General features: G+C 68.3%; 20 protein-coding genes and 1 tRNA gene. 9 read left to right on the top strand and 12 right to left on the bottom strand.

Translation table 11 applies throughout. From position 1 onward, the window contains the following. Positions 1-96 precede the first annotated feature (96 nt). The gene (yczR, locus tag RU09_RS03470) at positions 97-1,500 is read right to left on the bottom strand and encodes a MocR-like transcription factor YczR (protein WP_042537524.1); all 1,404 of its coding nucleotides are present in this window, start codon (positions 1,498-1,500) and stop codon (positions 97-99) included. Between the two features lie 95 nt (positions 1,501-1,595). On the opposite strand from yczR, the gene yczE reads away from it, so the two are divergent. Beyond that, entirely contained in the window at positions 1,596-2,261 is a 666-nt protein-coding gene (yczE, locus tag RU09_RS03465) for a membrane protein YczE (RefSeq protein ID WP_042537522.1), read from the top strand. A gap of 62 nt (positions 2,262-2,323) precedes the next feature. On the opposite strand, the gene RU09_RS03460 is transcribed toward yczE, so the two are convergent. From RU09_RS03460 to aceE, 6 genes are all read right to left on the bottom strand, one after another. Further along, positions 2,324-3,562 carry a beta-ketoacyl-[acyl-carrier-protein] synthase family protein gene (locus tag RU09_RS03460; RefSeq protein WP_042537520.1) on the bottom strand — a complete coding sequence of 413 codons (1,239 nt, stop codon included), beginning with the start codon at positions 3,560-3,562 and terminating at the stop codon, positions 2,324-2,326. Between the two features lie 90 nt (positions 3,563-3,652). After that, the gene (locus RU09_RS03455; RefSeq protein WP_017202249.1) at positions 3,653-3,901 is read right to left on the bottom strand and encodes an acyl carrier protein; all 249 of its coding nucleotides are present in this window, start codon (positions 3,899-3,901) and stop codon (positions 3,653-3,655) included. A 69-nt stretch (positions 3,902-3,970) separates the two neighbouring features. Then, entirely contained in the window at positions 3,971-4,972 is a 1,002-nt protein-coding gene (locus RU09_RS03450) for a beta-ketoacyl-ACP synthase III (protein ID WP_042537516.1), read from the bottom strand. Beyond that, a complete protein-coding gene (locus RU09_RS03445) occupies positions 4,969-5,889 on the bottom strand; it encodes an ACP S-malonyltransferase (RefSeq protein WP_042537514.1) in 921 nt (306 codons plus the stop codon). The genes RU09_RS03450 and RU09_RS03445 overlap by 4 nt, the downstream gene beginning before the upstream one ends. Positions 5,890-5,993: 104 nt before the next feature. After that, a complete protein-coding gene (locus tag RU09_RS03440) occupies positions 5,994-7,199 on the bottom strand; it encodes a PucR family transcriptional regulator (protein WP_042537512.1) in 1,206 nt (401 codons plus the stop codon). 31 nt (positions 7,200-7,230) lie between these two features. Then, positions 7,231-9,957 (bottom strand): pyruvate dehydrogenase (acetyl-transferring), homodimeric type, encoded by a 2,727-nt coding sequence (aceE, locus tag RU09_RS03435; protein ID WP_042537511.1) that lies wholly within the window; start codon positions 9,955-9,957, stop codon positions 7,231-7,233. 153 nt (positions 9,958-10,110) lie between these two features. Here aceE and RU09_RS03430 point away from each other — a divergent pair. After that, a tRNA-Val gene (locus RU09_RS03430) sits at positions 10,111-10,183 on the top strand. 191 nt (positions 10,184-10,374) lie between these two features. Further along, entirely contained in the window at positions 10,375-10,809 is a 435-nt protein-coding gene (locus RU09_RS03425) for a hypothetical protein (protein ID WP_042537510.1), read from the top strand. Between the two features lie 57 nt (positions 10,810-10,866). Here RU09_RS03425 and RU09_RS03420 read toward each other — a convergent pair whose 3' ends face one another. Continuing rightward, positions 10,867-11,703: an alpha/beta fold hydrolase gene (locus tag RU09_RS03420; RefSeq protein WP_042537505.1), complete on the bottom strand. Its 837-nt coding sequence runs from the start codon at positions 11,701-11,703 to the stop codon at positions 10,867-10,869. Positions 11,704-11,897: 194 nt separating this feature from the next. Here RU09_RS03420 and RU09_RS03415 point away from each other — a divergent pair, with 194 nt between their 5' ends. Both RU09_RS03415 and RU09_RS03410 read left to right on the top strand, forming a co-directional pair. Further along, positions 11,898-13,151, top strand: a complete 1,254-nt coding sequence (locus tag RU09_RS03415; RefSeq protein WP_042537503.1) for an MFS transporter — start codon at positions 11,898-11,900, stop codon at positions 13,149-13,151. A gap of 62 nt (positions 13,152-13,213) precedes the next feature. Beyond that, positions 13,214-15,502, top strand: a complete 2,289-nt coding sequence (locus RU09_RS03410) for a helix-turn-helix domain-containing protein (RefSeq protein WP_052492843.1) — start codon at positions 13,214-13,216, stop codon at positions 15,500-15,502. A 21-nt stretch (positions 15,503-15,523) separates the two neighbouring features. Here RU09_RS03410 and RU09_RS18020 read toward each other — a convergent pair whose 3' ends face one another. Continuing rightward, positions 15,524-16,576: a PucR family transcriptional regulator gene (locus RU09_RS18020; protein WP_052492842.1), complete on the bottom strand. Its 1,053-nt coding sequence runs from the start codon at positions 16,574-16,576 to the stop codon at positions 15,524-15,526. A gap of 228 nt (positions 16,577-16,804) precedes the next feature. Between RU09_RS18020 and RU09_RS03400 the strand changes: the two genes are divergently transcribed. Both RU09_RS03400 and RU09_RS03395 read left to right on the top strand, forming a co-directional pair. Beyond that, complete coding sequence (locus tag RU09_RS03400) at positions 16,805-17,530, top strand: alpha/beta hydrolase (RefSeq protein WP_052492841.1); 726 nt, start codon at positions 16,805-16,807, stop codon at positions 17,528-17,530. Then, on the top strand, positions 17,523-19,169 hold the full coding sequence (locus RU09_RS03395) for an MFS transporter (RefSeq protein ID WP_042537501.1): 1,647 nt from the start codon (positions 17,523-17,525) through the stop codon (positions 19,167-19,169). The genes RU09_RS03400 and RU09_RS03395 overlap by 8 nt, the downstream gene beginning before the upstream one ends. Positions 19,170-19,300: 131 nt before the next feature. Here RU09_RS03395 and RU09_RS03390 read toward each other — a convergent pair whose 3' ends face one another. Beyond that, the gene (locus RU09_RS03390) at positions 19,301-20,554 is read right to left on the bottom strand and encodes an NAD(P)/FAD-dependent oxidoreductase (RefSeq protein WP_042537500.1); all 1,254 of its coding nucleotides are present in this window, start codon (positions 20,552-20,554) and stop codon (positions 19,301-19,303) included. Beyond that, positions 20,551-20,910 (bottom strand): UBP-type zinc finger domain-containing protein, encoded by a 360-nt coding sequence (locus RU09_RS03385; RefSeq protein ID WP_042537498.1) that lies wholly within the window; start codon positions 20,908-20,910, stop codon positions 20,551-20,553. Before RU09_RS03385 ends, RU09_RS03390 begins: the two co-directional genes overlap by 4 nt. A 142-nt stretch (positions 20,911-21,052) precedes the next feature. Here RU09_RS03385 and RU09_RS03380 point away from each other — a divergent pair, with 142 nt between their 5' ends. Beyond that, complete coding sequence (locus tag RU09_RS03380; RefSeq protein ID WP_042537497.1) at positions 21,053-22,021, top strand: Dyp-type peroxidase; 969 nt, start codon at positions 21,053-21,055, stop codon at positions 22,019-22,021. Positions 22,022-22,039: 18 nt separating this feature from the next. Here the strand turns inward: RU09_RS03380 and RU09_RS03375 are convergent, their stop codons facing one another. Further along, positions 22,040-22,378 (bottom strand): DUF7882 family protein, encoded by a 339-nt coding sequence (locus RU09_RS03375; RefSeq protein WP_042537496.1) that lies wholly within the window; start codon positions 22,376-22,378, stop codon positions 22,040-22,042. Positions 22,379-22,484: 106 nt separating this feature from the next. On the opposite strand from RU09_RS03375, the gene RU09_RS03370 reads away from it, so the two are divergent. Further along, on the top strand, positions 22,485-22,877 hold the full coding sequence (locus RU09_RS03370) for a thiol-disulfide oxidoreductase DCC family protein (protein ID WP_042537493.1): 393 nt from the start codon (positions 22,485-22,487) through the stop codon (positions 22,875-22,877). Positions 22,878-22,895: the final 18 nt, after the last annotated feature.

Raw genomic sequence — 22,895 nt, 5'->3', positions numbered from 1 at the left:
ATGCCGGTGAGCGATCCCGGACGCTGAGAAGGCGAATCCCCGTTCCACAGATGACGAAGACCCCGTCCCGAACATCCGGGACGGGGTCTTCGTCTGTCAGATCACGGCCGAGCGTGGCATCTCGGCCCCGGCCGCGCGGCCCCCCGTCATGACGTCCTCCCACGCGAGTCTCAGTCGCCCCATCGCCTCGGCGGTGCGCTCAGGCGGCAGGGTGATCGGAATGCGCAGGCGCCTCTCGAGCACGCCGCCCGTCGAGAACCGCGGCCCCGGCGGAAGGATCAGTCCGTGAGCACGCGCGGCCAGCGACAGGGCGGTCGACACGGGGGCGCCGAGGTCGAGCCAGGCGGAGAGTCCGCCTCTCGTGGGTGGCATGGAGATGGTCTCGAAGGAGCCGAGTCCTGCCGCCACGGCTTCGCGGCCGGCATACAGGCGTGTCGCGACATGCGCGGTGAGCGCCGGCATCTCCTGCAGCAGCTCGACGGCGATGCACTGTTCGAGCAGCGCGGTGCCGAGCTCGAACGAGGGACGGGTGGCGAGCAGACGGGTCATGACCGAGCGGTCCGCCCGGATCCAGCCTATGCGCATGCCTCCCCAGGCGATCTTCGACATCGAGCCGACGGTGATCACAAGCGGGCTGAAGGCGGAGAAGGGAAGCGGGGTCCAGTCGCGATCGATGTCGAGCTCGGCGGTCGTCTCATCGACGATCAGGTGTGTGCCGACGCTCCGTGCCGTGGCCGCGATGCGTGTCCGCTCGGCGTCGGAGAGCGTGGCCCCCGTGGGATTGTGGAAGTCGGGGATCAGGTACGCGAGGTGGGGGCGTCCGCGCAGCAGGGTGTCGGTGAGATGGCCCTCGTCCCATCCTGTGACATCGACCGGCGTCGGCAGCAGCCGGTACCCGTGGCGGTGGAGCGCCTCGAGCGCATGCGGGAAGGTGGGCTGCTCGACGAGCGCGCGCTCGCCCCGCCGGCCGATCGAGGCGAGCACCAGATTGAACGCGTTGAGCGCGCCGGACGTGATCATGATCTCGTCCGCATCGGTCGGCACTCCGCGCTCGATGAAGCGCTGCGCGACAGCCTCCCGCAGCTCGGGGAGCCCTTGCAGTGAATAGCCGCTGGTGCCGCGCATGGCAGCGAGCCGAGGGAGTGACCGCACTGTCGCGTCGTACAGCCCAGGCGTCGAATCCATCGACGCGATCGACAGGTCGATGGCCGACTCGTCTGCTGCGCCGCCGGCCGGGGCCGCGGTGTGCGGCAGAGTGACGCGAGTGCCGCCCCCGTGCAGACGAGAGACGTAGCCGTCGCGCTCGAGGAGGTCGTAGACACGGGTCGTGGTGGAACGCGACCGCCGCAGCTCGATCGCGAGCGATCGCTCGCTCGGCAGCCGCTCGCCCACGGTGAGTCGACCGTCGAGGATCAATGCGCGGATGTGCTCCGCGAGGGCCTTGGCTGTGGCGCCGGCGACGTTGTGGGCACCGAGCTGCTGGACGAGCCGTGAGGTCATGAGTCCATGATGCCGCAAAGTGGACTGAAGAAAGCAGGCCACTTCTCGCCGAGTGGTCTCGTGAACCAGACGGATGGGTGGGCCAGCATGGAGGGATGCAGCTTCGTTCCGTTCTCCTCCCGATCAGCGCCACCAGTCGACGCGACGTCGTCGAGCGCATCGTGCAGCTGCTCGTGGGGTTGTTCCTCTACGGCGTCGCCCTCGGTCTGATGGTGCGCGGAGGCATCGGCGTCGCTCCGTGGGACGTCCTCGCTCTCGGCGTCTCGGGGCAGACGGGGATCGGATACGGCGTCGTCACCGTGCTGGTCTCGGTGCTCGTGCTGCTCCTGTGGATCCCCCTGCGGCAGCGCGTCGGGCTGGGCACCCTGCTCAATGCCCTGCTCGTCGGGCCGAGCGCGGATCTGGCTCTCGCCGTCATTCCCGCACCGACATCGATCTGGGTCGGGGCACCGATGTTCGTGGCGGGACTGTTGCTGCTCGCCTTCGCCACCGGGCTCTACATCGCGGCGGACTTCGGTCCCGGCCCGCGGGACGGCCTGATGACGGGGCTCGTGGGTCGCACCGGGTGGCCGGTGTGGCTCGTGCGCACCCTGATCGAGGGCGGCGTGCTGCTGATCGGCTTCCTGCTCGGTGGTCCGGTCGGCGTGGGCACGGTGCTCTTCGCCTTCGGCGTGGGACCGCTCATCGGCTGGTTCCTTCCGTGGACCACTCGCATCCGTGCGGCGAGATCCCGTCAGCTCGCGCGGGCGACCGCCCACTAGACCTGCAGACACGAGAGCGGCCCCCGGGATACCCGGGGGCCGCTCTTCGTCAGCGCTGCAGGTCAGTCGGCGCTCGCGAAGACGGCGACGGCGTTGTGGCCACCGAAGCCGAACGAGTTGCTGATCGCGAAGAGCTGGCCGTCGCCGAGAGGCTGCGCCTCGCCCGAGAGCTTGAACGGCACAGCCGGATCGGGTTCGGTCATGTTGATGGTCGGCGGGGCGACGCGGTCGCGGAGCGCGAGCAGCGCGAAGATCGCCTCGAGGGCTCCCGTGCCGCCGAGCAGGTGCCCGGTCGACGCCTTGGTGGCCGAGACGGGGATCTCATCGATCCGCTCGCCGAAGACCTTCTTGAGCGCGACGTACTCGTTGGGGTCGCCCACGGGGGTGGACGTCGCGTGCGCGTTGATGTGCGCGACCTGGTCGGCGGTGATGCCGGCCTCGTCGAGCGCCTGCGTGACGGCCCGTGCGGCGCCGGTGCCCTCGGGGTCGTTGCCCGTGATGTGGTACGCATCAGCGGTGACGCCACCCCCTAGAACGTAGCCGTAGATCTTGGCGCCGCGTGCCTTGGCGTGCTCCTCGGTCTCGAGGATGAGCGCGGCTGCGCCCTCGCCCATCACGAAGCCGTCGCGGTCGATCGCGCCGGGACGCGAGGCCGTGGCCGGGTCGTCATTGCGGCGGGACAGAGCCTGCGCGGACGCGAACGACGCCATCGTGATCGGGTGGATGGCCGATTCGGTGCCACCGGCGATCACGACGTCGGCGAGACCGTCCTGCAGGTGGTGGAAGGCGTGGATGATCGACTCGGTGCTCGAGGCGCAGGCGCTGACGACTGTCTGCGCGTAGGCACGAGCCTGGAACTGCAGCGACAGGTTGCCGGCCGCCGCGTTCGGCATGAGCATCGGAACGGTCAGCGGCATCACGCGGCGGGGGCCCTTCTCGCGCAGGGTGTCCCACGCGTCGAGCAGGGTCCACAGGCCGCCGATGCCGGTGGCGAAGTCGACTCCGAGACGCTCGGGAGCGACCTCGGGAGAACCGGCATCCGCCCAGGCCTCGCGTGCCGCGATGAGCGCGAACTGCGAGGAGGGGTCGAGCCGCTTCGCCTCGTGGCGGGGCAGGACCTCTTCGGGGCGGACGATCGCCTCGGCGGCGAAGGTGACCGGAAGTTCGTACTGCTGCACCCAGTCGTGCTCGAGGGTGCGGGTGCCGGACTGGCCTGCGAGCAGGTTCGTCCAGTTCTCGGGTGCTGTCCCGCCGATGGCGGACGTGGCGCCGATGCCGGTGACGACGATGCGCTTGGTCATGTGTGGTTCCTTGTCAGGCGGGTCGAGCAGAGAGCGGGCAAGGCGGAGGATGCCACGCCCCGGCAGCGCGGGGGTGGCATCCTTCGAGGATTACTCCTGGCCTGCGACGATGAAGTTGACAGCGTCGCCGACGGTCTTGAGGTTCTTGACCTCGTCGTCGGGGATGGTGACGCCGAACTTCTCCTCGGCGTTGACGACGATCGTCATCATCGAGATCGAGTCGATGTCGAGGTCGTCGGTGAACGACTTCTCGAGGGCGACCTCGGATGCGTTGATGCCGGTCTCGTCGGTGATGAGCTCTGCGAGGCCTGCGAGGACCTCATCGTTGGTGAAAGCCATGTGGTCTTCCTCTTTCTTACGGGTTTGTATTCGGAACCGTGGAACAGTCTAGGGAAAGTCGGCGCGTTCTCAGGGGAGGACGACGACCTGGGCGGCGAACACGAGTCCGGCGCCGAAGCCGATCTGCAGCGCGAGCCCACCCGAGAGCTCGGGATGCTCGGCCATCAGCCGGTGGCTGGCGAGGGGGATCGAGGCTGCCGACGTGTTGCCGGTGGTCTCGATGTCGCGCGCGATCACGGTCGACTCCGGCAGCTTCAGCTGCTTGGCGAACTCGTCGATGATGCGCATGTTGGCCTGATGCGGGATGAACGCGGCGATGTCGGTCGGTTCGACGCCGGCCTTGTCGAGCGCCTCGCGGGCGACCTTCGCCATCTCCCACACGGCCCAGCGGAAGACCGTCTGGCCCTCCTGGCGCAGGGTCGGCCACGGCACCTCGCCGTCACGGAACTCGGTCAGGGTCGCGTTCATGCCGACCGCATCGGCCTTGGAGCCGTCCGAACCCCACACTGCGGGGGCGATGCCCGGCGTGTCGCTCGGACCGATGAGTGCAGCGCCCGCGCCGTCGCCGAGCAGGAACGAGATGCTCCGGTCGGCAGGGTCGACGACGTCGGAGAGCTTCTCCGTGCCGATCACGAGCGCGTAGCGTGCGGCGCCCGACTTGATGAGCGCGTCGGCCTGAGTGATCGCGTAGGCGTAGCCGGCGCAGGCCGCGTTGACGTCGTAGGCGGCAGCCGGGTTCGCACCCACGCGGTCGGCCACGATCGCCGAGACCGACGGCGACTGCTTCGGGTTGCTGATGGTGGCGACGATCACGAGGTCGATCTGGTCGGCGGGAACGCCGGACTTCTCGATGGCCTCCGCGCCGGCGATCGCGGCGAGGTCGATCGCATCCGTGCCCTTGTCGGCGCGCACGCGGGTCACGATGCCGGTGCGCTGGCGGATCCACTCGTCGCTCGAGTCGATGGGGCCGATCAGGTCGTCGTTCGGCACGGCGTTCTCGCCACGGGCAGCACCGAAGGAGTAGATCCGCGTGAAGGCGGGACCGGTGACCTGGTTCAGGATGGGGCTCATGCGGCTTCTCCGTTCAGCAGCGCGACGGCCGCATCGAGATCATCGGGGGTCTTCACGGCCACGGAGGGGACTCCGCGCAGACCGCGCTTGGCGAGACCGGTCAGCGCGCCGGCGGGCGCGAGCTCGATCAGGCCGGTGATGCCGTGATCGGCGAACGACGCCATGCAGAGGTCCCAACGCACCGGTGACGACACCTGGTCGACGAGGTGGCTCAGGGCCTGTGCGCCATCGGCGACGACGGATCCATCACGGTTCGACCAGAGGGTGATCTGCGGGTCGGCCGGGGTGACCGTCGCGACCGCATCGCGCAGAGCGGCGACGGCTGAGGCCATGTATGACGTGTGGAATGCGCCAGCCACCTGCAGCGGGATGACGCGGGTCCCCTTGACGGGCTCGGAGGCGAGGGCGTCGAGTCCTGCGAGCTCGCCGGCGACCACGAGCTGTCCGCCGCCGTTGTAATTGGCGGGGGAGAGCCCGAGCTCGGTGAGACGCGTGAGGATCGCCTCTTCATCGCCGCCCAGCACGGCGCTCATGCCGGTGGGGGTCTGTGCCGCCGCGTCAGCCATGGCGCGGCCGCGGATGCCCACCAGGCGCATGCCGGTCTGGGCGTCGATCACACCGCTGCCCACGAGCGCGGCGATCTCGCCGACCGAGTGCCCGGCGACACCGTCGGCGGGGCGACCGCCACGCGCCGTGAGCGCGTTCGCCGCGATCAGGGATGCGGCGACGATCAGAGGCTGGGCGATGCGCGTGTCGCGGATCGTGTCGGCATCCGACACCGTGCCGTGCTGCTGGAGATCGACCTCCGCCGCCTCGGAGTACGCGGCGAGGCTGTCTGCCACACCGTCGAGCTCGAGCCAGGGGGAGAGGAAACCGGGGGTCTGCGAGCCCTGTCCAGGGCATACGACGACAATCACAACCCCAGTCTGCCAACGATCCGCCATCAGTGGTGGATGATCCATCACAAGATTCGAGAAAACCCTTGTGTGTGGCGTACAGCTGATGGGGCTCAGATCGCCGATCAGCGCGACGGACGACGCAGGGGAGCCCTGCGCCGGACCTGCTCTGCGGCGCCGATCGAACCGAGGATGAGCGCGGTCTGCAGGATCAGAGCCTCGCGCGGACCCGTGGCGTCCCAGCCGATGACCTCGCTGACGCGCTTCAGGCGGTAGCGCACCGTGTTCGGGTGCACGAACAGCTCTCGGGCGGTCGCCTCGAGCGAGCGGCCGTTGTCGAGGTAACTCCAGAGCGTCGTCACGAGATCGGTGGAGTGCGCCTGCAGAGGACGATAGATGCGCTCGATCAGCGTCTGCTTGGCGAGGGGATCACCCGCGAGCGCCCGCTCGGGAAGGAGGTCGTCTGCGTCGACCGGACGGGGAGCGCTGCGCCATGCGCGCGCCACGGCGAACCCGGCGAGGGCCGCACGTGCACTCTGGCTCGCGTCGACGAGCGCGGCGACCGCAGGCCCGAGCACGACGTAGCCGGGGCCGAACGAGGGCTCGAGTCGCGTCGCGATCTCTTCGAAGCCGAGTTCTTCCTCTTCGCCTTCGGCAGGCTCCTGGCCGGCGATGCGAGCGCGGCCGATCACGAGCACGAGTCGGGATCCCTGCACTCCGATGAGCACGTCGACAGCGAGCTTTCGCGCTGTGCGACGCACGAGGTCGACGTCGAACTGCGGCGGAGTCGTGCCGACCAGCACCGCGACCTCTCCGTGACCGTGCCAGCCCAAGGCGGCGATCCGACTCGGCAGCTCTTCGTCCGCTTCACCGGTGAGGATGGAGTCGACGACGAGGGCCTCGAGTCTGGCATCCCACAGACCGCGGGCCTCGGCGGCTCTGGCGTAGACGTCGGCCGCGGCGAAGGCCACGTCGCGGGAGTACAGCAGGATCGCTTCTCGGAGATCTGCGCCTCTTCCGGCGACGCGCTCTTCGGTCACCTCGACGGTGACTCGGATGAGCTGCAGAGTCTGCTGCAGGCTGACGCTGCGCAGCAGCTCTCTGGGTGCGGCCGCGAAGATGTCAGCGGCGATCCATGGCGTCGACGTCGGATCCTCGTACCACTGGATGAACGACGTGATGCCCGCCTGAGCCACCAGCCCGACCGCAGAGCGGCGGGCTGGTGGCATGTCGGCGTACCACGGGAGGGTGTCCTCGAGGCGCTTGATCGTCACCGAGGCGATGTCGCCGGAGATCCGGCGCAGCCAGGTGAGCGTGGCCGACTTGCCCATGCCGCGCGAAGAGGAACCCGTCACCGACGACTCAGCTTTCGCCGCCCGCGTTGCCGCTGGTGCCGGCGTTCACGTCATGCAGGCTGTACTTCTGGATCGCCTGCGCGGCGAGAGAACGGTCGACGACCCCGTCTTCGGCGAGAGACTGCAGCGTGCGGACGACGATCGACGGACCGTCGATCTTGAAGAAGCGACGAGCGGCTGCACGCGTGTCGGAGAAGCCGAAGCCGTCGGCGCCCAGCGTCGCGAAACGCTGCGGGACCCACGGACGGATCTGGTCCTGCACGGCGTGCATGAAGTCGCTCATGGCGACGACGGGACCCTCGGCACCCTGCAGCTTCTGCGTGAGGTACGCCGTGCGGGGCTCTTCTTCGGGGTGCAGGAAGTTGTGCTCGTCGGCGGCCAGGCCGTCGCGGCGCAGTTCGGTCCACGAGGTGACCGACCAGACATCCGCGATCACGCCCCAGTCGTTCTTGAGCAGTGCCTGCGCCTCGAGGGCCCAGGGGAGTCCGACGCCCGATGCGAAGAGCTGAGCGCGGGGGCCTTCGCCCTCGCCGACCGACACGCGGTGGATGCCGCGCACGATTCCGTCGACGTCCACGTTCTCCGGCTCAGCGGGCATGACCATCGGCTCGTTGTAGAGCGTGATGTAGTACATGACGTTCGGGTCTTCGTGCTCTCCGCCGTACATGCGCTCGAGACCGGAGCGCATGATGTGCGCGATCTCGTAGCCGTAGGCGGGGTCGTACGAGACCGTCGCCGGGTTGGTGGCGGCGAGCAGGTGCGAGTGGCCGTCGGCGTGCTGCAGGCCCTCACCCGTGAGGGTGGTGCGGCCGGCCGTGGCGCCCATGATGAACCCGCGGGCCATCTGGTCGCCGGCGGCCCACTGCGCGTCACCCGTGCGCTGGAATCCGAACATCGAGTAGAAGAGGTAGATCGGGATCAGCGGCTCGCCGTGCGTGGCGTACGAGGTGCCGGCCGCGGTGAACGCCGCGAGTGCGCCGGCCTCGTTGATGCCGACGTGCACGATCTGACCCTGCGGGCTCTCCTTGTAGGCGAGGAGGAGCTCACGGTCGACCGAGGTGTAGTGCTGGCCGTTCGGGTTGTAGATCTTCGCCGACGGGAAGTAGGCGTCCATTCCGAAGGTGCGGGCCTCATCGGGGATGATCGGCACGATGCGGTGGCCGAAGTCCTTCGAGCGCAGCAGGTCTTTCAGCAGTCGGACGAACGCCATGGTGGTGGCGATCTCCTGCGTGCCGGAGCCCTTCTTCGGCAGGGCGTACGCCGTGTCGTCGGGGAGCGCCAGGCCGACGTGCGTCGAGCGACGCTCGGGCAGGAAGCCGCCGAGCGCGTTGCGACGCTCGAGCATGTACTGGATCGTCTCGTCCTGGGGGCCCGGGTTGTAGTACGGGGGCAGGTACGGGTTCTCCTCGAGCTGCGCGTCCGTGATCGGGATGTGCATCGCGTCGCGGAACGTCTTGAGGTTGTCCAGCGTCATCTTCTTCATCTGGTGGGTCGCGTTGCGGCCCTCGAAGTGCGGACCCAGGCCGTAGCCCTTGACGGTCTTGGCGAGGATGACGGTGGGCTTGCCCTTGTGCTCGGTCGCGGCCTTGAAGGCGGCGTAGACCTTGCGGTAGTCGTGGCCACCGCGCTTGAGGTTCCAGATCTGGTCGTCGGAGTAGTCCTTGACCAGAGCAGCGGCACGCTCGTCACGGCCGAAGAAGTGCTCGCGGACGTACGCGCCGGACTCGGCCTTGTAGGTCTGGTAGTCACCGTCGGGGGTGACGTTCATCAGGTTGAGCAGCGCGCCCTCGGTGTCGCGGGCGAGCAGGTCGTCCCACTCGCGGCCCCAGACGACCTTGATGACGTTCCAGCCGGCGCCGCGGAAGAACGACTCGAGCTCCTGCACGATCTTTCCGTTGCCGCGCACAGGGCCGTCGAGACGCTGCAGGTTGCAGTTGACGACGAAGGTGAGGTTGTCGAGGCCCTCGTTGGCTGCGACCTGCAGCTGACCGCGGCTCTCGACCTCGTCCATCTCACCGTCGCCGAGGAAGGCCCAGACGTGAGACTCGGAGGTGTCCTTGATGCCGCGGTTCTCGAGGTACTTGTTCGACATCGCCTGGTAGATGGCGTTGATCGGACCGAGACCCATCGAGACGGTCGGGAACTGCCAGTACTCCGGCATCAGCCGCGGGTGCGGGTACGAGGGGATGCCGTACGGCGCGTGCGACTTCTCCTGGCGGAAACCGTCGAGCTGGTCTTCGCTCAGGCGGCCTTCGAGGAACGAGCGGGCGTACGTGCCGGGGGAGGCGTGACCCTGGACGAAGATCTGGTCTCCGCCGCCGGGGTTGTCGAGACCCTTGAAGAAGTGGTTGAAACCCACCTCGTAGAGAGCCGCCGACGACGCGTAGGTCGAGATGTGACCGCCCACGCCGATGCCGGGGCGCTGTGCGCGGTGCACCGTGATGGCCGCGTTCCAGCGGATCCACGCGCGGTAGCGACGCTCGACCTCTTCGTCGCCCGGGAACTCGGGCTCGTTCTCAGGAGCGATCGTGTTGATGTAGTCCGTGGTCGGGACCATCGGCACGCCCAGGTGCAGCTCCTTCGAGCGCTTGAGCAGGCTGAGCATGATCTCGCGGCCACGGCCATGGCCCTTCGCGTCGACGAGCTCGTCGAGCGACTGCTGCCACTCGCCCGTCTCCTCCGGATCGCTGTCGAGGGGGCCCTGGGAATACGGATCCTGGTCGTGCACAGTCACGGGGGAGCCTTTCGTCAAGCTGGCAGGTCATGCCATTGAAACGGGAAGCGACGCGGGCAACCTTGTCGGTTGTACACAACGCGTGCCGCCCTCAGCCTATCCCCCTTCCACGACATCGGTGCGCATCGGGTCATCTGTAGACTGGACGCACCAGGGCCTTTAGCTCAGCTGGTAGAGCGCCACGTTTACACCGTGGATGTCGTCGGTTCGATCCCGGCAGGGCCCACCTCATCGATCGCCTGCTGACGGTGGACGATCCTCCACCTCAGGTCTCCGACGGGCGCGGAACTCTACTCTGCAGTGTCGAGAATGGCCAGGCCCGGGGGATTTCTTCGTGCATCGTCGCGCCGCTCGTAGAGTTCTTCGTGGACTCTGAGCGGCTTGCGGACGTCGAGGCGATGCCGGGAAGGAGGCCACGTGAAGAGCTGTCGAGAGTGTTCGTTCGTCCTGGCCGATCCGGTGGGCAGGCTCACCGTGTCGCGTGTCGGACTGTTCTCCGACGCCCGGTTCCCCGGCCGGAGCATCCTGAGCCTCCGCGATCACTACGACGACATCGCCGACGCGCCGGCGGAGATCGCCGAGCTCTTCCTGATCGACATCCAGTTCGCCTCCCGCATCATCCGCCGAGCGACCGGAGCCGATCGCATCGACGTCGCACTCTCCGCGGCCGCAGGGCTGCATGTGCATGCGCACCTCGTCCCCCGGCGCCGAGACCGCGATCCTCGTCCCGACCACGGTCCCGACGAGGACCCGAGGGCGCACCGGCCGCTCGAGCCGCTGCCCGAAGCGATGGCCATCGGACTGCTCGCTGCGGCCTTCGACGTCGTCGGGGCCGGGATCTCCGGCTCATAGCGACGGGCGCACCCGGGCACTGAGCCCGGATGCGCCCGCCGCATCGCGCTGAGACTGCTACTGCTGGATGAAAGCGAGGATGTCGGGGTTGATCACATCGGCGTGCGTGGTCAGCATGCCGTGCGGGAAGCCCTCGTAGATCTTCAGAGTCGAGTCGCTCAGAAGCTCGGCCTGCTTCACCGATGCATCCTTGTACGGCACGACCTGGTCGTCATCGCCCTGGATGACCAGCACCGGCACCGTGATGGCCTTGAGGTCGTCGGTTTGGTCGGTCTCGGAGAAGGCCTTGATCCCCTCGTAGTGAGCCAGGGCGCTGCCCGTCATCCCCTGGCGCCACCAGTTCGCGACCACGGGCTCGGAGAGTTCCACGCCCTCGCGGTTGAATCCGTAGAAGGGGCCGGAGGCGACCGCCTGGAAGAACTCCGCACGGTTCGCCGCCAGCGCCTCGCGGAAGCCGTCGAAGACCGAGATCGGCGTGCCCTCGGGGTTGGCGTCGGTCTGCACCATCAGCGGGGGCACGGATGACACGAGCACAGCCTTGGCGACTCGGCCCTGGGGCTGACCGTACTGTGCGACGTAGCGTGCGACCTGGCCGCCACCCGTCGAGTGGCCGATGTGAATCGCGTTGCGGAGGTCGAGGTGCTCGACGACTGCCGAGGCATCGCTCGCGTAGTGATCCATGTCGTGCCCGGTGCCGATCTGCGACGACCGTCCGTGCCCGCGGCGGTCGCTGGCGATGACACGGTAGCCCTTGCCGAGGAAGTACAGCATCTGGGCGTCCCAGTCATCCGACGAGAGCGGCCAGCCGTGGTGGAACATGATGGGCTGAGCCTCGGGGCTGCCCCAGTCCTTGTAGTAGATCTCTGCGCCATCATCCGTGGTCACGAACGCCATGATCAGCCTCCAGGTTTCCGTCGTCCCGAACGATGCCGGACGACTGTCGGTCGCCCCACGTCTGCTTCGTGGGAGCGCGACCACGCTAACCCGCGCGCCGTCATCGACCGCTCGACATCTGTCCAGGATCCGCCCCGTGCGCTTTCGACATCCGTCCGGTGCCGACCGGGCAGGGCGTCGATAGTGTCTCCCCCATGACGAACTCCCGCCTCTCACACGGTGCGGGATTCTGGGTGGTCGCGTCAGCCTTCCTGCTCGTGATGGCGTACGCGACGGTGCCCACACCGCTGTACCCGCTCTACCAGGAGGCCGACGGGTTCCCCGTCTCCGTCATCACGCTGATCTTCGCGGCCTTCGCCGTCGGCGTCGTGCTCAGCCTCTTCCTGCTCGGGCACGTCAGCGACTGGATGGGTCGGCGCCGGATGCTGGTCATAGCGATCCTCATTGCGGTGCTCAGCGCCGTGCTGTTCCTGCTGTGGCGCGAGGTGCCCGGTCTCCTCGCCGCGCGATTGGTGAACGGTGCGAGCGTGGGCATCCTCACTGCCACGGCCACCGCGCATCTCGGCGAGCTGCGCGCGCACGCCCGACCGAGCGAGAACGTCATCGTCGCCGCATCGGTGGCCGGTGCCGCGAACCTCGGCGGGTTGGCGCTGGGACCGCTGATCGGCGGTCTGTTCGCCGAGTTCCTGCCCGCACCGCTCGTGCTGCCGCACGCGGTGTTGCTCGTCGTGCTCATCGTCGCCGCGATCGCCGTCGCCTGCGTTCCCGAGACCGTGACGCCGCCGCACGAGCCGCGGCGGTATCGACCGCAGCGGATCGCCGCGCCCCCGCGATCGAGGACGGCGTTCGTCGCCGCGGGCTTCGGCGCGTTCGCGGGGTTCGCGCTCTTCGGGCTGTTCACCTCTCTTGCACCGACCATCCTCATCAGCACGTTCGGCGAGCACGACCATCTTCTCGCCGGCGTGACGGCGTGCTCGGTGTTCGCCGCTGCGGCATCCGGGCAGGTGGCGCTCGCCCGCGTGCCGATGCGCATCCAGCTCGCGGTCGCGGCCGTCTGCTGCGCAGTGGGCCTCGTCGCGGTCGCAGCAGGAACCCTGCTGCCGTCGCTCCCGGTGTTCCTCGGAGGAGGCATCGTGGCGGGCGTCGGAGTGGGGCTGCTGTTCAGATCGGCGGTCGCCACGGCATCCGCTCTCGCGGAGTCCGGTCGACGCGGTGAGACGCTGGCGCTGATCTTCCTGATCGCGTACTGCGGCCTCGCCCTGCCGGTCCTCGCGATCGGTGTGATCCTCACCTTCGCATCGCAGACCGCTGTGCTGCTCGTGTTCATCTCGATCGTCCTGATCGCGACGGTCTCGGCAGCGGTGGTCATGCGTCGCGCGTTCGTCGGGCCCGCGTCGCGCGCGCAGCATGGAGCTGTCGTCCCGATCGATGACGAAACGGCCTCGTAACCGTCCCGCCATCGTTCCGCGGAGAAGACCTGCCAAGCTGATCTCAGCGAAAGGCGGACGTCGTGACCGAACCCTCACCCTTCGGGCTGCTGCTGCGGTCGCTGCGAGTGGGCCAGAACCTGACCCTCGAAGCGCTCGCCTCGCGATCGGGTGTCAGCGTTCGCACGATCGGCGACCTCGAGAGAGGCGCAAGCGTCTCTCCCCAACGCCGCACCGTCGACGCGCTGGCCCACGGACTGGGGCTCGATGCGGCCGATCAGCATGCGTTCCTCCGCGCTGCGCGCGCCCGGCCGCGTGCCGCCCTCGCGAGCGACGGCCCTGGGGCGATCTCCCCGCACCGGGTGTTCGACTTCTCGGGCCGCGACGCCGAGATCGATGAGGCGCTCGCGATCCTCTACGGTCCGCCGGCTCCGGATCCGCAGCGCCCCGCACTGATCATCAGCGGGGCCCCGGGAATCGGCAAGACGACCGTGGCGATCGAGATCCTCGAACGGGGAGGGCGGACGAGCGGCCACCACAACGTCTTCCTCGGGCTGGACGGCTTCAGCTCGTCGCCCCTGACTCCGCTGCAGGTGATGACCGCGATGCTGCGCCAGCTCCCCGGAGCGGAGCAGAAACCGCCCGCGGATCTCGGCGAGGCGAGAGCGCGATGGCGGGCAGCCGTCGACATCGCCCCGGTCACGGTGCTGCTCGACAATGTCGCGAACGAGGCGCAGATCCGTCCCATCCTGTCGATCTGCGCCGGCGATGTCGTCGTCGTGACCTCTCGCCGCAGCCTCGCAGGCCTCGAAGGCGTGCGGCGGCTGCGTCTCGGACCACTTCGACGACAGGAGAGCATCTCCTTCCTCCGTCGGCTGATCCCGCAGGCCGTGACCGACGACGATGCTCTGGGTGAGGTGGCGGGCCTCTGCGACGACATCCCTCTGGCGCTGCGCGTGGTCGGCAATCGCATCGCCAGCCGGCCCGCATGGACGGTCGATGACCTGCTCGGCCGGATGCGCACGTCGGAGGATCGGCTGCGTCTTCTCGTCGCCGGCGATCTGGCCGTGGAAACCGCCATCTCGCTCTCCTACGACGAGCTCGACCCCCGCACCGCCGCCCTGTTCCGCTGGATCTCCCTCATCGACGGGAGGACGTTCGGCGCTCACCTCGCCGCCGCGGCGGTGCGTTCAGCCGATCTCGCCGAGGTCGAGTCTCGCCTGGACGATCTCACCGATCTGGGGATGCTCGAAGCACGCGGCGGAGATCGCTACCGCCTTCATGATCTGATGCGACTCTTCGGCCGGAGCAAGCTGCGCATGACGGTCGGACCGGACGAGATAGCGCGGCGCCGTGACCACGTTCGATCCTGGCTGCTCGGAAGCCTGGAGCGCGCGGGCGCCTGGTACGAGCCGATGCGGGAGCCCACGGCCCTCGGCCGCACCGGGAGAGGGTTCGTCAGTGCGGAGGCCGCCGCGGCCTGGATCCGCGCAGAGGTCGAGCACTGGTGGCCGGCGTATACGGAAGCCGCAGAGCTCGGCGACGATGCGGTGGTCTGCGATGTCGCCGATGCGCTGCACTGGTATTCCGACATCTGGATGACGTGGGGCAACTGGCACCGGTTCTACTCGCTCGCGGCGAGCGCGGCGCAGCGCTTGGGGGATCCGGCGAAGGAAGCGGCGCAGCTCGGATATGTCGCGTGGGCTGAGATCGTCGAGGTCGGCGATCGCGAGAAGGCGGTGATCACCGGACGGTCGGCGCTGGCTGCTGCACGGGGCGCCGGGGATTCGGCCCAGGAGGGCTGGGCGCAGTACTACATCGGATGGGCGAGCTGGACCCTGGATCGTCTCGTCGACGCTGATGGGGCTGCCCTCGCTGCCATCGACGCATTCACCGCTGCGCACGAGACCACGGGGCTGGAGAACGCCCAGGTGCTGTCATCCATGATCAAGGGCAAGCGCGGTCAGTTCCTCGAGTCCATCGCGGCGACGGAGGCCACCCTCGCGAGGGTGCGATCCACCGAGACCTCGGACAGCCTCACCGGCATCGTTACCCAGTACGCGGCGTGCCTCGACCTGATCGACGCCTACGTCGCCGTCGGACGATTTGAGGATGCGATGCGGATCGGCGAGTCGGGCATCGCCATCGCTCGCTCGCTGAACGACGACACCCGAGTGCTGCTCATGATGCGCAGACACATCCGTGCGCTGATCCACGCCGGCGAAGGCGAGGCCGCGATCGCCGAGGCTGATGAAGCTCTGACTCTTCTGGGGCCGGGCAGCAGCGAGGCGTTCATCTTCGAGAGGGTGCGTCGTGACGTGTCGGCCATCGGGACGCTGCGATCGCCGGGAACAGCCGTGGAGTCCGCATGACGGTCGGTTCGCGACACGCGATCACAGCCGGCCCGTCGATTCCCAGAGCCGGATGAGCTTGAGCGCTAGGTGCAGCGTGCTGCGCTTGACACCGTCGTCGAGCGCATCCTTCACGATCGGGGGCATGCGTTCGAGCCGGTAGTAGAGCGTCGTGCGATGCACGAAGAGAATCCGGCACGCGGCGACCACGTTGGCGCCGACGTCGAGGTACGTCTCGACTGTCAGTCGCTGGGTGTCGTCCGTCTGGGAGTAGAGCACGTCGGCCGCCGGAGAGATGATCCGAAGGGCGTCGGGGTTCGCGGATGCCGAGGCGAGCAGCCGCCAGACGCCGAGATCGCTCGCGTCGACGGACGGATGGAACTGGGGGAGGGCCGCAGCGAGAGAGGCGGCGATCGCCGCCTCGTCGGCTGCGCTCCGGAGGTCTGTCGCGCCTCGCTGCGGCGAGGCGGAGCCGATGCCGAGGATCCTCATCCCGCGTCGTGCGGCCTCTTGCAGGAGGACGTCGGCGAGGTCGATGTCCGACGGCTGACCGACCAACATGACCACTCCGCCCTCGAGCGTGATGAAGTGCGCGGGGACCGGACGCAGATGGGCGAGGTGGCGGCCGAAGGCGATGCGGTCGACGTCGGTGACGGCGGAGTCGATCAGGACGGCGCGCACGACCGTGCCCGCCTCGCGTTGCACCCACCTCTGTCTGAGTGCGCGCGAATAGGCGTCTCGACGCACCGAGTCATCCACGTCCAGCAGATCGCGCAGGACCGACTCGCGATCGGCTCGCGATGAACCGGGGTCACGACGAAGGGTGATCCGGACGAGCGCGGCCGCCGCATCGACGGCCTCGAATTCGCTCGCTGTGAGGGGCGACCCCGCGCCGAGGTCGATCACGATGAGCGCGACGGCATCACCGTCGTCCTGCACCGGCACGGACAGCAGCGTCGGGGACTGCGGGCCGACGATCCCCGGTGGGCCGAACCGGCGAATGACCACCGGGCGATTCAGGGACGCTTCGAGCTGGTCCGCGATCTCGTGCAGCGCCATCGAGGTGGCGTCGGTCGTCGTATCGCTGATCGTCATGGGTTCGCTCCTAGCGGGGGATGGGCTCACCGTGTCGCTCTGCGTCGATGGGAGGGGACTCCACCTCACCGAACTCGAGTACGTCTCATGGAACCCTCTCTCTCGCGCACACACCAGGAGGAAAGCAGGCAGAAGTGGAGATGCTCGTCTTCGACTCCTGTCGCATGGTCGCCGGCCTCTCGGTTCTTAGATTCGTCTCACACGCACGTACGACCACGAGGTGGCGAGATGATGAGAACCAGCACGGTGGTGCTCGTGCACGGCGCTTTTCTGGACGCATCGGGATGGTGGCCGATCGTGCTCCGTCTGCTCGACGGCGGACATCGGGTGCTCGTCCCGCCCGTGATCGGCCGCAGCTTCCTCGGCGACTGCGACTACATCCGTACGTTCGTCGAGCGCGTCGACGGAGAGGTGCTCCTCGTCGGGCATGGATACGGAGCAGCGGTCGTCACCGTGGCCGGTGAGGCGACCAACGTCACCGGACTGCTCTTCATCTCGGGATATGCGCTGGATCAGGGGGAGAGCATCGCCGAGATGAGGGATCGCTTCGCCCCGGATGAGGCATCCGGCCACCTCGTGCCCGCCCTGTTCCCAGGCGACGCCGGAGCACGTCGGACAGAGCTCACTGTCGCGCCCGATCAGTTCGCTCGTCTGCTCGCGCAGGGATTGCCCTCGGACGAGTCGGGTGTTCTGGCGGTCTCGCAGCGCCCGATCTCCGCCTCGGTGTTCACCGAGCGGGCGCCCGGCGCCGGGTGGAGGGCGAAGCCGAGTTGGGGCGTGGTGGCGACCGAAGACCGGTTGGTCAGCCCGCAGCTTCAGCGCTTCGGGTATCGGCGGGCGGGCTGTCGGGCTGTGATGGAACTCGACGCGCCGCATCTGGTCACTCAGAGCCACGCTGCGGAGATCGTGCAGCTCATCGGAGGCATCCTCGAGGAGATCGCGGCCCATGGCTGAGGCGCAGGTGAGTGCTGCGCCGGCGCGCATCGGATGGAAGGCAGGATTCGCTCCGCTCGCCGTCCCCATCTTCCGTCTGGTGTGGCTGGCGTCCATCGTCAGCAACATCGGAAGCTGGATGCAGACGGTCGGCGCCCAGTGGCTGCTGGTCCAGGACGACGGATCCCCGCTGCTCGTGGCGCTCGTCCAGACGGCATCGGCAGCTCCCGTGCTCCTGTTCGCGATTCCGGCCGGTGTCATCGGCGAGTTCCTCAACCGTCGGCTCGTCCTTCTCTGGTCGCAGATCGTGCAACTCGCGGTCGTGCTCGGGCTGACCTACCTGACGGCGACCGGTCAGACGACCACGACGGTCCTGCTCGCGTCGACGTTCGTGCTGGGGACGGTCTCGGCCATCCAGCTCCCTGCGTTCCAGGCACTGGTGCCCGACATCGTGCCACCGAAGCTCCTCCTCGACGCGGCGAGTCTCTCCTCCATCGGCGTGAACATCGCGCGGGCGGTGGGACCGGCGATCGCCGGTCTCGTCGTCGCGCAGTTCGGGGTCGCGGCGGTCTTCCTGCTCAACGCGCTCTCGTTCCTCGTGTTCCTCGGGGTGCTCTTCTTCTGGAAGACGTACAGCCCGCCTGCGATTCGCCCGGAGCCCTTCGTCGACGCGACCAGGGCCGGCATCCGCTACGTCCGCCATTCGCGGGTCGTCCGGCTCATTCTGCTCCGGCTCGCCGTCTTCCTCGTTCCCGCGAACGCCCTGTGGGCGCTGCTCCCGACGATCGCGAAGAACTCCCTCGGGTTCTCCGCGAGCGGATACGGTCTTCTCCTGGCGGCTCTCGGCGCCGGTTCCATCGTCGGCGCCTTCGTGCTTCCCTGGGCGCGTCGGGTCGCAGCCGTCAACGGCGTGGTGCTCGCCTCGTCGGTGGTCTTCGGCGCGGGCCTCGTGGCGCTCGTCGCCTCGCCCACGCTGTGGGTGACATTCCCGGCGCTCGTGGCGACGGGGCTCGCGTGGATCGGTGTGATCGCCACCATCAACGGAACCATCCAGGCTTTCCTGCCCGTCTGGGTGCGCACGCGCGGCCTGTCCTTCTACCAACTCGTGCTGTTCGGATGCACCGCCGCCGGCTCTGCGGGCGCAGGGGTGCTCGCGGCCATCTGGGATCCGGGTCTCGTGGTCCTCGGAGCGGGAATCCTGTGTGGCCTGGGTGGGCTCTCCCTCCTCGTGTGGCCGATGCCCGCGACGAGCGGCATCGGCCGGAGGATCGTCGAGGTGCCGGGGGTCGACGACCGGCCGTGCGCGGGCGGTGACGATGACTCTGCCGTTCTGGTGCTGATCCGATACCGGATCACGGAGGAGCGGAGACAGGAGTTCCTTGCCCTGATGCAGCGGGTCGAGCAGACGCGTCTGCGGACCGGCGCCAGGGAATGGCAGGTGTACGTGGACGCGGACGACCCGGACTCCGTCGTGGAGGCGTACGCGGTCGGCTCGTGGCGGGAGCATGTGAGCCAACACGAGGGGCGGACCACCGAATTCGATGCAGAGCTCATCGCCCGTGCCCGCGCCATGAGCGACACCGCACCGGAGGTCGCGCACCTGCTTCAGATCGCGCGACCTCACCGCCACCGCATACCGACCACCCCCTCCCACGAGTAGTGAAGGGCCTTCACATGGACACGTCCGAGAGCCCCGAGGTGGGTCACGACGTCCCCTCACCCCGCCGGGTGCAGCGCGGCGGCTGGGCGCGGGAGCCCACCACGCAGGAGGGCATCACCCCGTTGCGCTGATCAGAGCGGAGTGACCTCGGCCAGGTATCGATGGATGAGGGTGACCGCCGTGGCGCCTTCGCCCACCGCCGATGCGACGCGCTTGACGGAGTTCGCGCGGACGTCACCGGCGGCGAAGACCCCGGGGACGGAGGTCTCCAGATAGTAGGGGGCGCGTTTCAGGGGCCATCGATCCAGGTCGTCGGGCGAGAGGTCTACGCCGGTGAGCAGGAAACCGCGGGTGTCGAGGCGGACATCGGTGGTCTCCGCCCATTCGGTGTTGGGCGCGCCGCCGATGCAGACGAAGAGGTGCGTGGCCGGCAACCGCGTCGCCGTTCCCGCCTGGTCGAGGGTGATCTCCTGCAGGTGCTCGTCGCCGTCGACGGCGACGACTCGGGTGTTCACGAGGATGGTGACGTTGGGCTGCACGGCGAGTCGGTTGAGCAGATACGCCGACATGGTCGATGAGAGCGACGGTCCGCGCACGAGCACCGTGACATGTGCGGCGTGCGCGGCCAGGTTCATCGCGGCCTGTCCTGCGGAGTTCGCGCCGCCGACGACGTACACATGCTGTCCGATGCAGGCGGAGGCCTCGCTGGTGCCGGCGCCGTAGTAGATGCCCGCACCCTGGAGGTCGCGGGCTCGCGGAAGGTCGAGTCGACGCCACTGCACTCCTGTCGCGCACAGGGCAGCGCGGGCGTGTATCTCGGAGCCGTCGGCGAGCAGCGCCCGCACGTCGTGATCCGTGAACGTGCGATCGACCCCGTGACGCATGAGGACGAGATCCGCTCCGAACGAGACCGCCTGCCGGCGCGCACGCTCCGCGAGCTCTGCCCCGGAGACTCCACCGGGAAAACCGAGGTAGTTCTCGATGAGGCTGCTGAAGCCGGCCTGACCGCCGACGGCGTCGCGTTCGACGACGGCGACACTGAGACCCTCCGATGCCGCGTAGACCGCAGCCGAGAGTCCCGCAGGACCCGCGCCGTGGATGATCAGGTCGTACGTCGATCGGGCAGGGGGATGGACCCAGCCGAGCGCCGACGCGACCTGCTCCGGGGTCGGATCTTCGAGGACGCCGCCACGCGGCAGGACCACAAGGGGGAGACGCCTGCCGGCGAGATCGACGCCCCCCGCGGACGAGGAGCCTGCCGGTACCGCGATCGAGAGGAAGGGGACTCCGCTGCGGGTCAGATAGTCGCGAATCGCGTACTCGTCCGGACCGTCGGCACCCGCGATGAGGCGGAGAGGCGGCTGTTCGCCCGAGGCGTCGGTCATGCGTTCCCGGCGAGCTGCTCTTGCCAATCCGCCGGGACCCGCTCAGCAGGACCCGGGGTGGTCTGCGACAGCGGGTGGCTGTGCGGGGGCGCGAGGACGGGTCCGTCGAAGGCGGTCTCGGTGTCGAAATCCCAGAACCAGTCCTCGCCGGGCTCGAAACTCTGGATCACCCGATGACCGCTCGAGTGCGCATGCTTCGTCGCGTGCTTGTGCAAGGAGTCGTCGCAGCATCCGATGTGCCCGCAGAACGCGCATCGACGCAGGTGCAGCCACCACGAGCCGAGGCTCTCGCAGTCCACGCACCCGGGGCCGGATGGCGGGACGTCGGAACGGATGAAGTCGCTGACATCGCTCATGGGCGGGTCTCCTGTGGTCGGTGTGCTGTCCGGGTCATGATGTCGGGATTCTGGGCCGTACTCAAGGGTGCCCGCCGGAATGCCCCTGCTCGTTCGACACCCGTCGAAGCCTTGTCCGTCGACATCCTCTAGGTTCGACAGCGTGAGCAGCTCTCCCTCCCGCCGCGTCCCGATCGAATCACAGAATGTCGATGCGCCCCTGACCTCCAGCGCGACGTTCCTCGTGCTGCGGATCGCGGAGGGTGCGGATGCCGCGGCGTCCGTGCGTGACGCGATCAGCGGCATGGACGACATCGTGAAGAACGTGGGATTCCGTGACCTCGATGCGATGTTGTCGTGCACGGTCGGCATCGGCTCTGCAGCATGGCCGCGACTCACCGCGCGCCGCGCTCCCGCGGAGCTGCACCCCTTCGCCCCGGTCGTGGGTCCCGTGCACACCGCCCCCAGCACCCCCGGCGATCTGCTCTTCCACATCCGTGCGAACCGTCAGGATCTCGTCTTCGAGTTCGAGAGGCAGCTGCTCGATGCTCTCGGCGACTCCGTGACCGTGGTCGACGAGACCGCCGGCTTCCGCTACTTCGACGTCCGCGACCTGCTGGGCTTCGTCGACGGCACGGCGAATCCTGTCGGGAACAGCGTGGCCGATTCGACTCTCGTGGGTGCGGAAGACGGAGACAACGTCGGCGGCAGCTACGTCGTCGTCCAGAAGTACCTGCATGAGCTCGATCGGTGGCAGTCGCTGACGACCGAGCAGCAAGAGGCGATCATCGGTCGGAAGAAGGCAGACAACGTCGAGTTGGACGACGCCGTCGCGGGGCAGAAGTCCCACAAGACGCTCGCCACCATCGTCGTCGACGGGGTCGAGCACGACATCCTCCGTGACAACATGCCCTTCGGGAGCCCTGGTTCCTCGTCGTTCGGCACCTATTTCATCGGGTACTCGCGATATCTGTGGGTCATCGAGAAGATGCTCGAGAACATGTTCATCGGCGATCCGCCCGGCGCATACGACAGGCTGCTCGACTTCTCGAACGCGACGACCGGCTGCGTCTTCTTCGCTCCATCCGCAGACTTCCTCGGCAGGCTCGCGGACGAGCAGCTCCCTGCATAGCCACGGGGCGGGTATTTCTCACCCGGTGCGCGTGGATCGCCCGGGGTCAGCGCTCGACTCGACAGCGGGCTCGCGCACGACGTACAACCCCGACGGGGCGTTGGCGGTCGACGCGAGCGCCTCGACCCACTGACGGTTGAGGTCGGGCACCCGGCCGCCGGAGTAGCTGAAGACGAGGTTGCAACCGGGGTGCAACCACACCGTGCTGCGACCGCCGCCGATGCTGGTGTCATCCTTCCAGGTGAAGAGGAAGGGCTCACCTCGTCGGAGCTTCGTCGTCACGACCACCTGCAGATGGTGGAGCGTGCGATCGTCGATCTCGGCCTTCTGGCTTCCCTCGTACACGAACCTGCCCATGTGCCCAGACCTACAGTGGTGCGTGGCGTGTCGCAAGGCCCTTGCGAACCGCCGGCGCGAGAGCGCACGAACAACAGGGGAGTGGACGAGGCGTAGGGTCGATGCCATGCGTCCGCAACCGCTGCTCGTCTACGACGGTGACTGTGCCTTCTGCACCACGTGGGTCCGCCGACTCGAGCGGTGGCTCGTCAGGTTCCCCGAGGCTCAGCCGTGGCAGTGGCTCGACATCGACGAGATCGGCCTGAGCTCCGCCGATGTCACCCGCTACGTGTGGCTTCTGGTCGGCGAGCGCCGGTTCCGCGGTCACGCCGCCTTCGCCGCGCTGCTGAGGATGCAGCGGTCGAGGTCTCTGCGCATCGTGGGCCAGCTGCTCGTGACGCCGCCGTTCTCCTGGGCTGCGGCACTCGGCTACACGCTGATCGCCCGCTTCAGACACAGGCTGCCCGGGGGGACCGCTGCCTGCGCGCTGCCGCGCCCCGAGAGTCGCGCAGTCAACTGATCGCGACTCCGGTACTCT

It is taken from the genome of Microbacterium sp. MEJ108Y, from assembly GCF_000834175.1.
Lineage (GTDB): Bacteria > Actinomycetota > Actinomycetes > Actinomycetales > Microbacteriaceae > Microbacterium > Microbacterium forte.
Note: the sequence above shows the minus strand (reverse complement) of the source record. Positions and strands in the feature narration are given on the sequence as shown.

Excerpts from the sequence above, each read along its gene's own strand:
- RU09_RS03440 (WP_042537512.1), bottom strand. The coding sequence starts at position 7,199 with ATGGGCAAGTCGGCCACGCTCACCTGGCTGCGCCGGATCTCCGGCGAC.
- yczE (WP_042537522.1), top strand. The coding sequence starts at position 1,596 with ATGCAGCTTCGTTCCGTTCTCCTCCCGATCAGCGCCACCAGTCGACGC.
- RU09_RS03385 (WP_042537498.1), bottom strand. The coding sequence starts at position 20,910 with ATGAGCGATGTCAGCGACTTCATCCGTTCCGACGTCCCGCCATCCGGC.
- RU09_RS03420 (WP_042537505.1), bottom strand. The coding sequence starts at position 11,703 with ATGGCGTTCGTGACCACGGATGATGGCGCAGAGATCTACTACAAGGAC.
- RU09_RS03455 (WP_017202249.1), bottom strand. The coding sequence starts at position 3,901 with ATGGCTTTCACCAACGATGAGGTCCTCGCAGGCCTCGCAGAGCTCATC.
- RU09_RS03375 (WP_042537496.1), bottom strand. The coding sequence starts at position 22,378 with ATGGGCAGGTTCGTGTACGAGGGAAGCCAGAAGGCCGAGATCGACGAT.
- RU09_RS03400 (WP_052492841.1), top strand. The coding sequence starts at position 16,805 with ATGATGAGAACCAGCACGGTGGTGCTCGTGCACGGCGCTTTTCTGGAC.
- RU09_RS03390 (WP_042537500.1), bottom strand. The coding sequence starts at position 20,554 with ATGACCGACGCCTCGGGCGAACAGCCGCCTCTCCGCCTCATCGCGGGT.
- RU09_RS03370 (WP_042537493.1), top strand. The coding sequence starts at position 22,485 with ATGCGTCCGCAACCGCTGCTCGTCTACGACGGTGACTGTGCCTTCTGC.
- RU09_RS03460 (WP_042537520.1), bottom strand. The coding sequence starts at position 3,562 with ATGACCAAGCGCATCGTCGTCACCGGCATCGGCGCCACGTCCGCCATC.
- RU09_RS18020 (WP_052492842.1), bottom strand. The coding sequence starts at position 16,576 with ATGACGATCAGCGATACGACGACCGACGCCACCTCGATGGCGCTGCAC.
- RU09_RS03395 (WP_042537501.1), top strand. The coding sequence starts at position 17,523 with ATGGCTGAGGCGCAGGTGAGTGCTGCGCCGGCGCGCATCGGATGGAAG.
- RU09_RS03415 (WP_042537503.1), top strand. The coding sequence starts at position 11,898 with ATGACGAACTCCCGCCTCTCACACGGTGCGGGATTCTGGGTGGTCGCG.
- yczR (WP_042537524.1), bottom strand. The coding sequence starts at position 1,500 with ATGACCTCACGGCTCGTCCAGCAGCTCGGTGCCCACAACGTCGCCGGC.
- RU09_RS03450 (WP_042537516.1), bottom strand. The coding sequence starts at position 4,972 with ATGAGCCCCATCCTGAACCAGGTCACCGGTCCCGCCTTCACGCGGATC.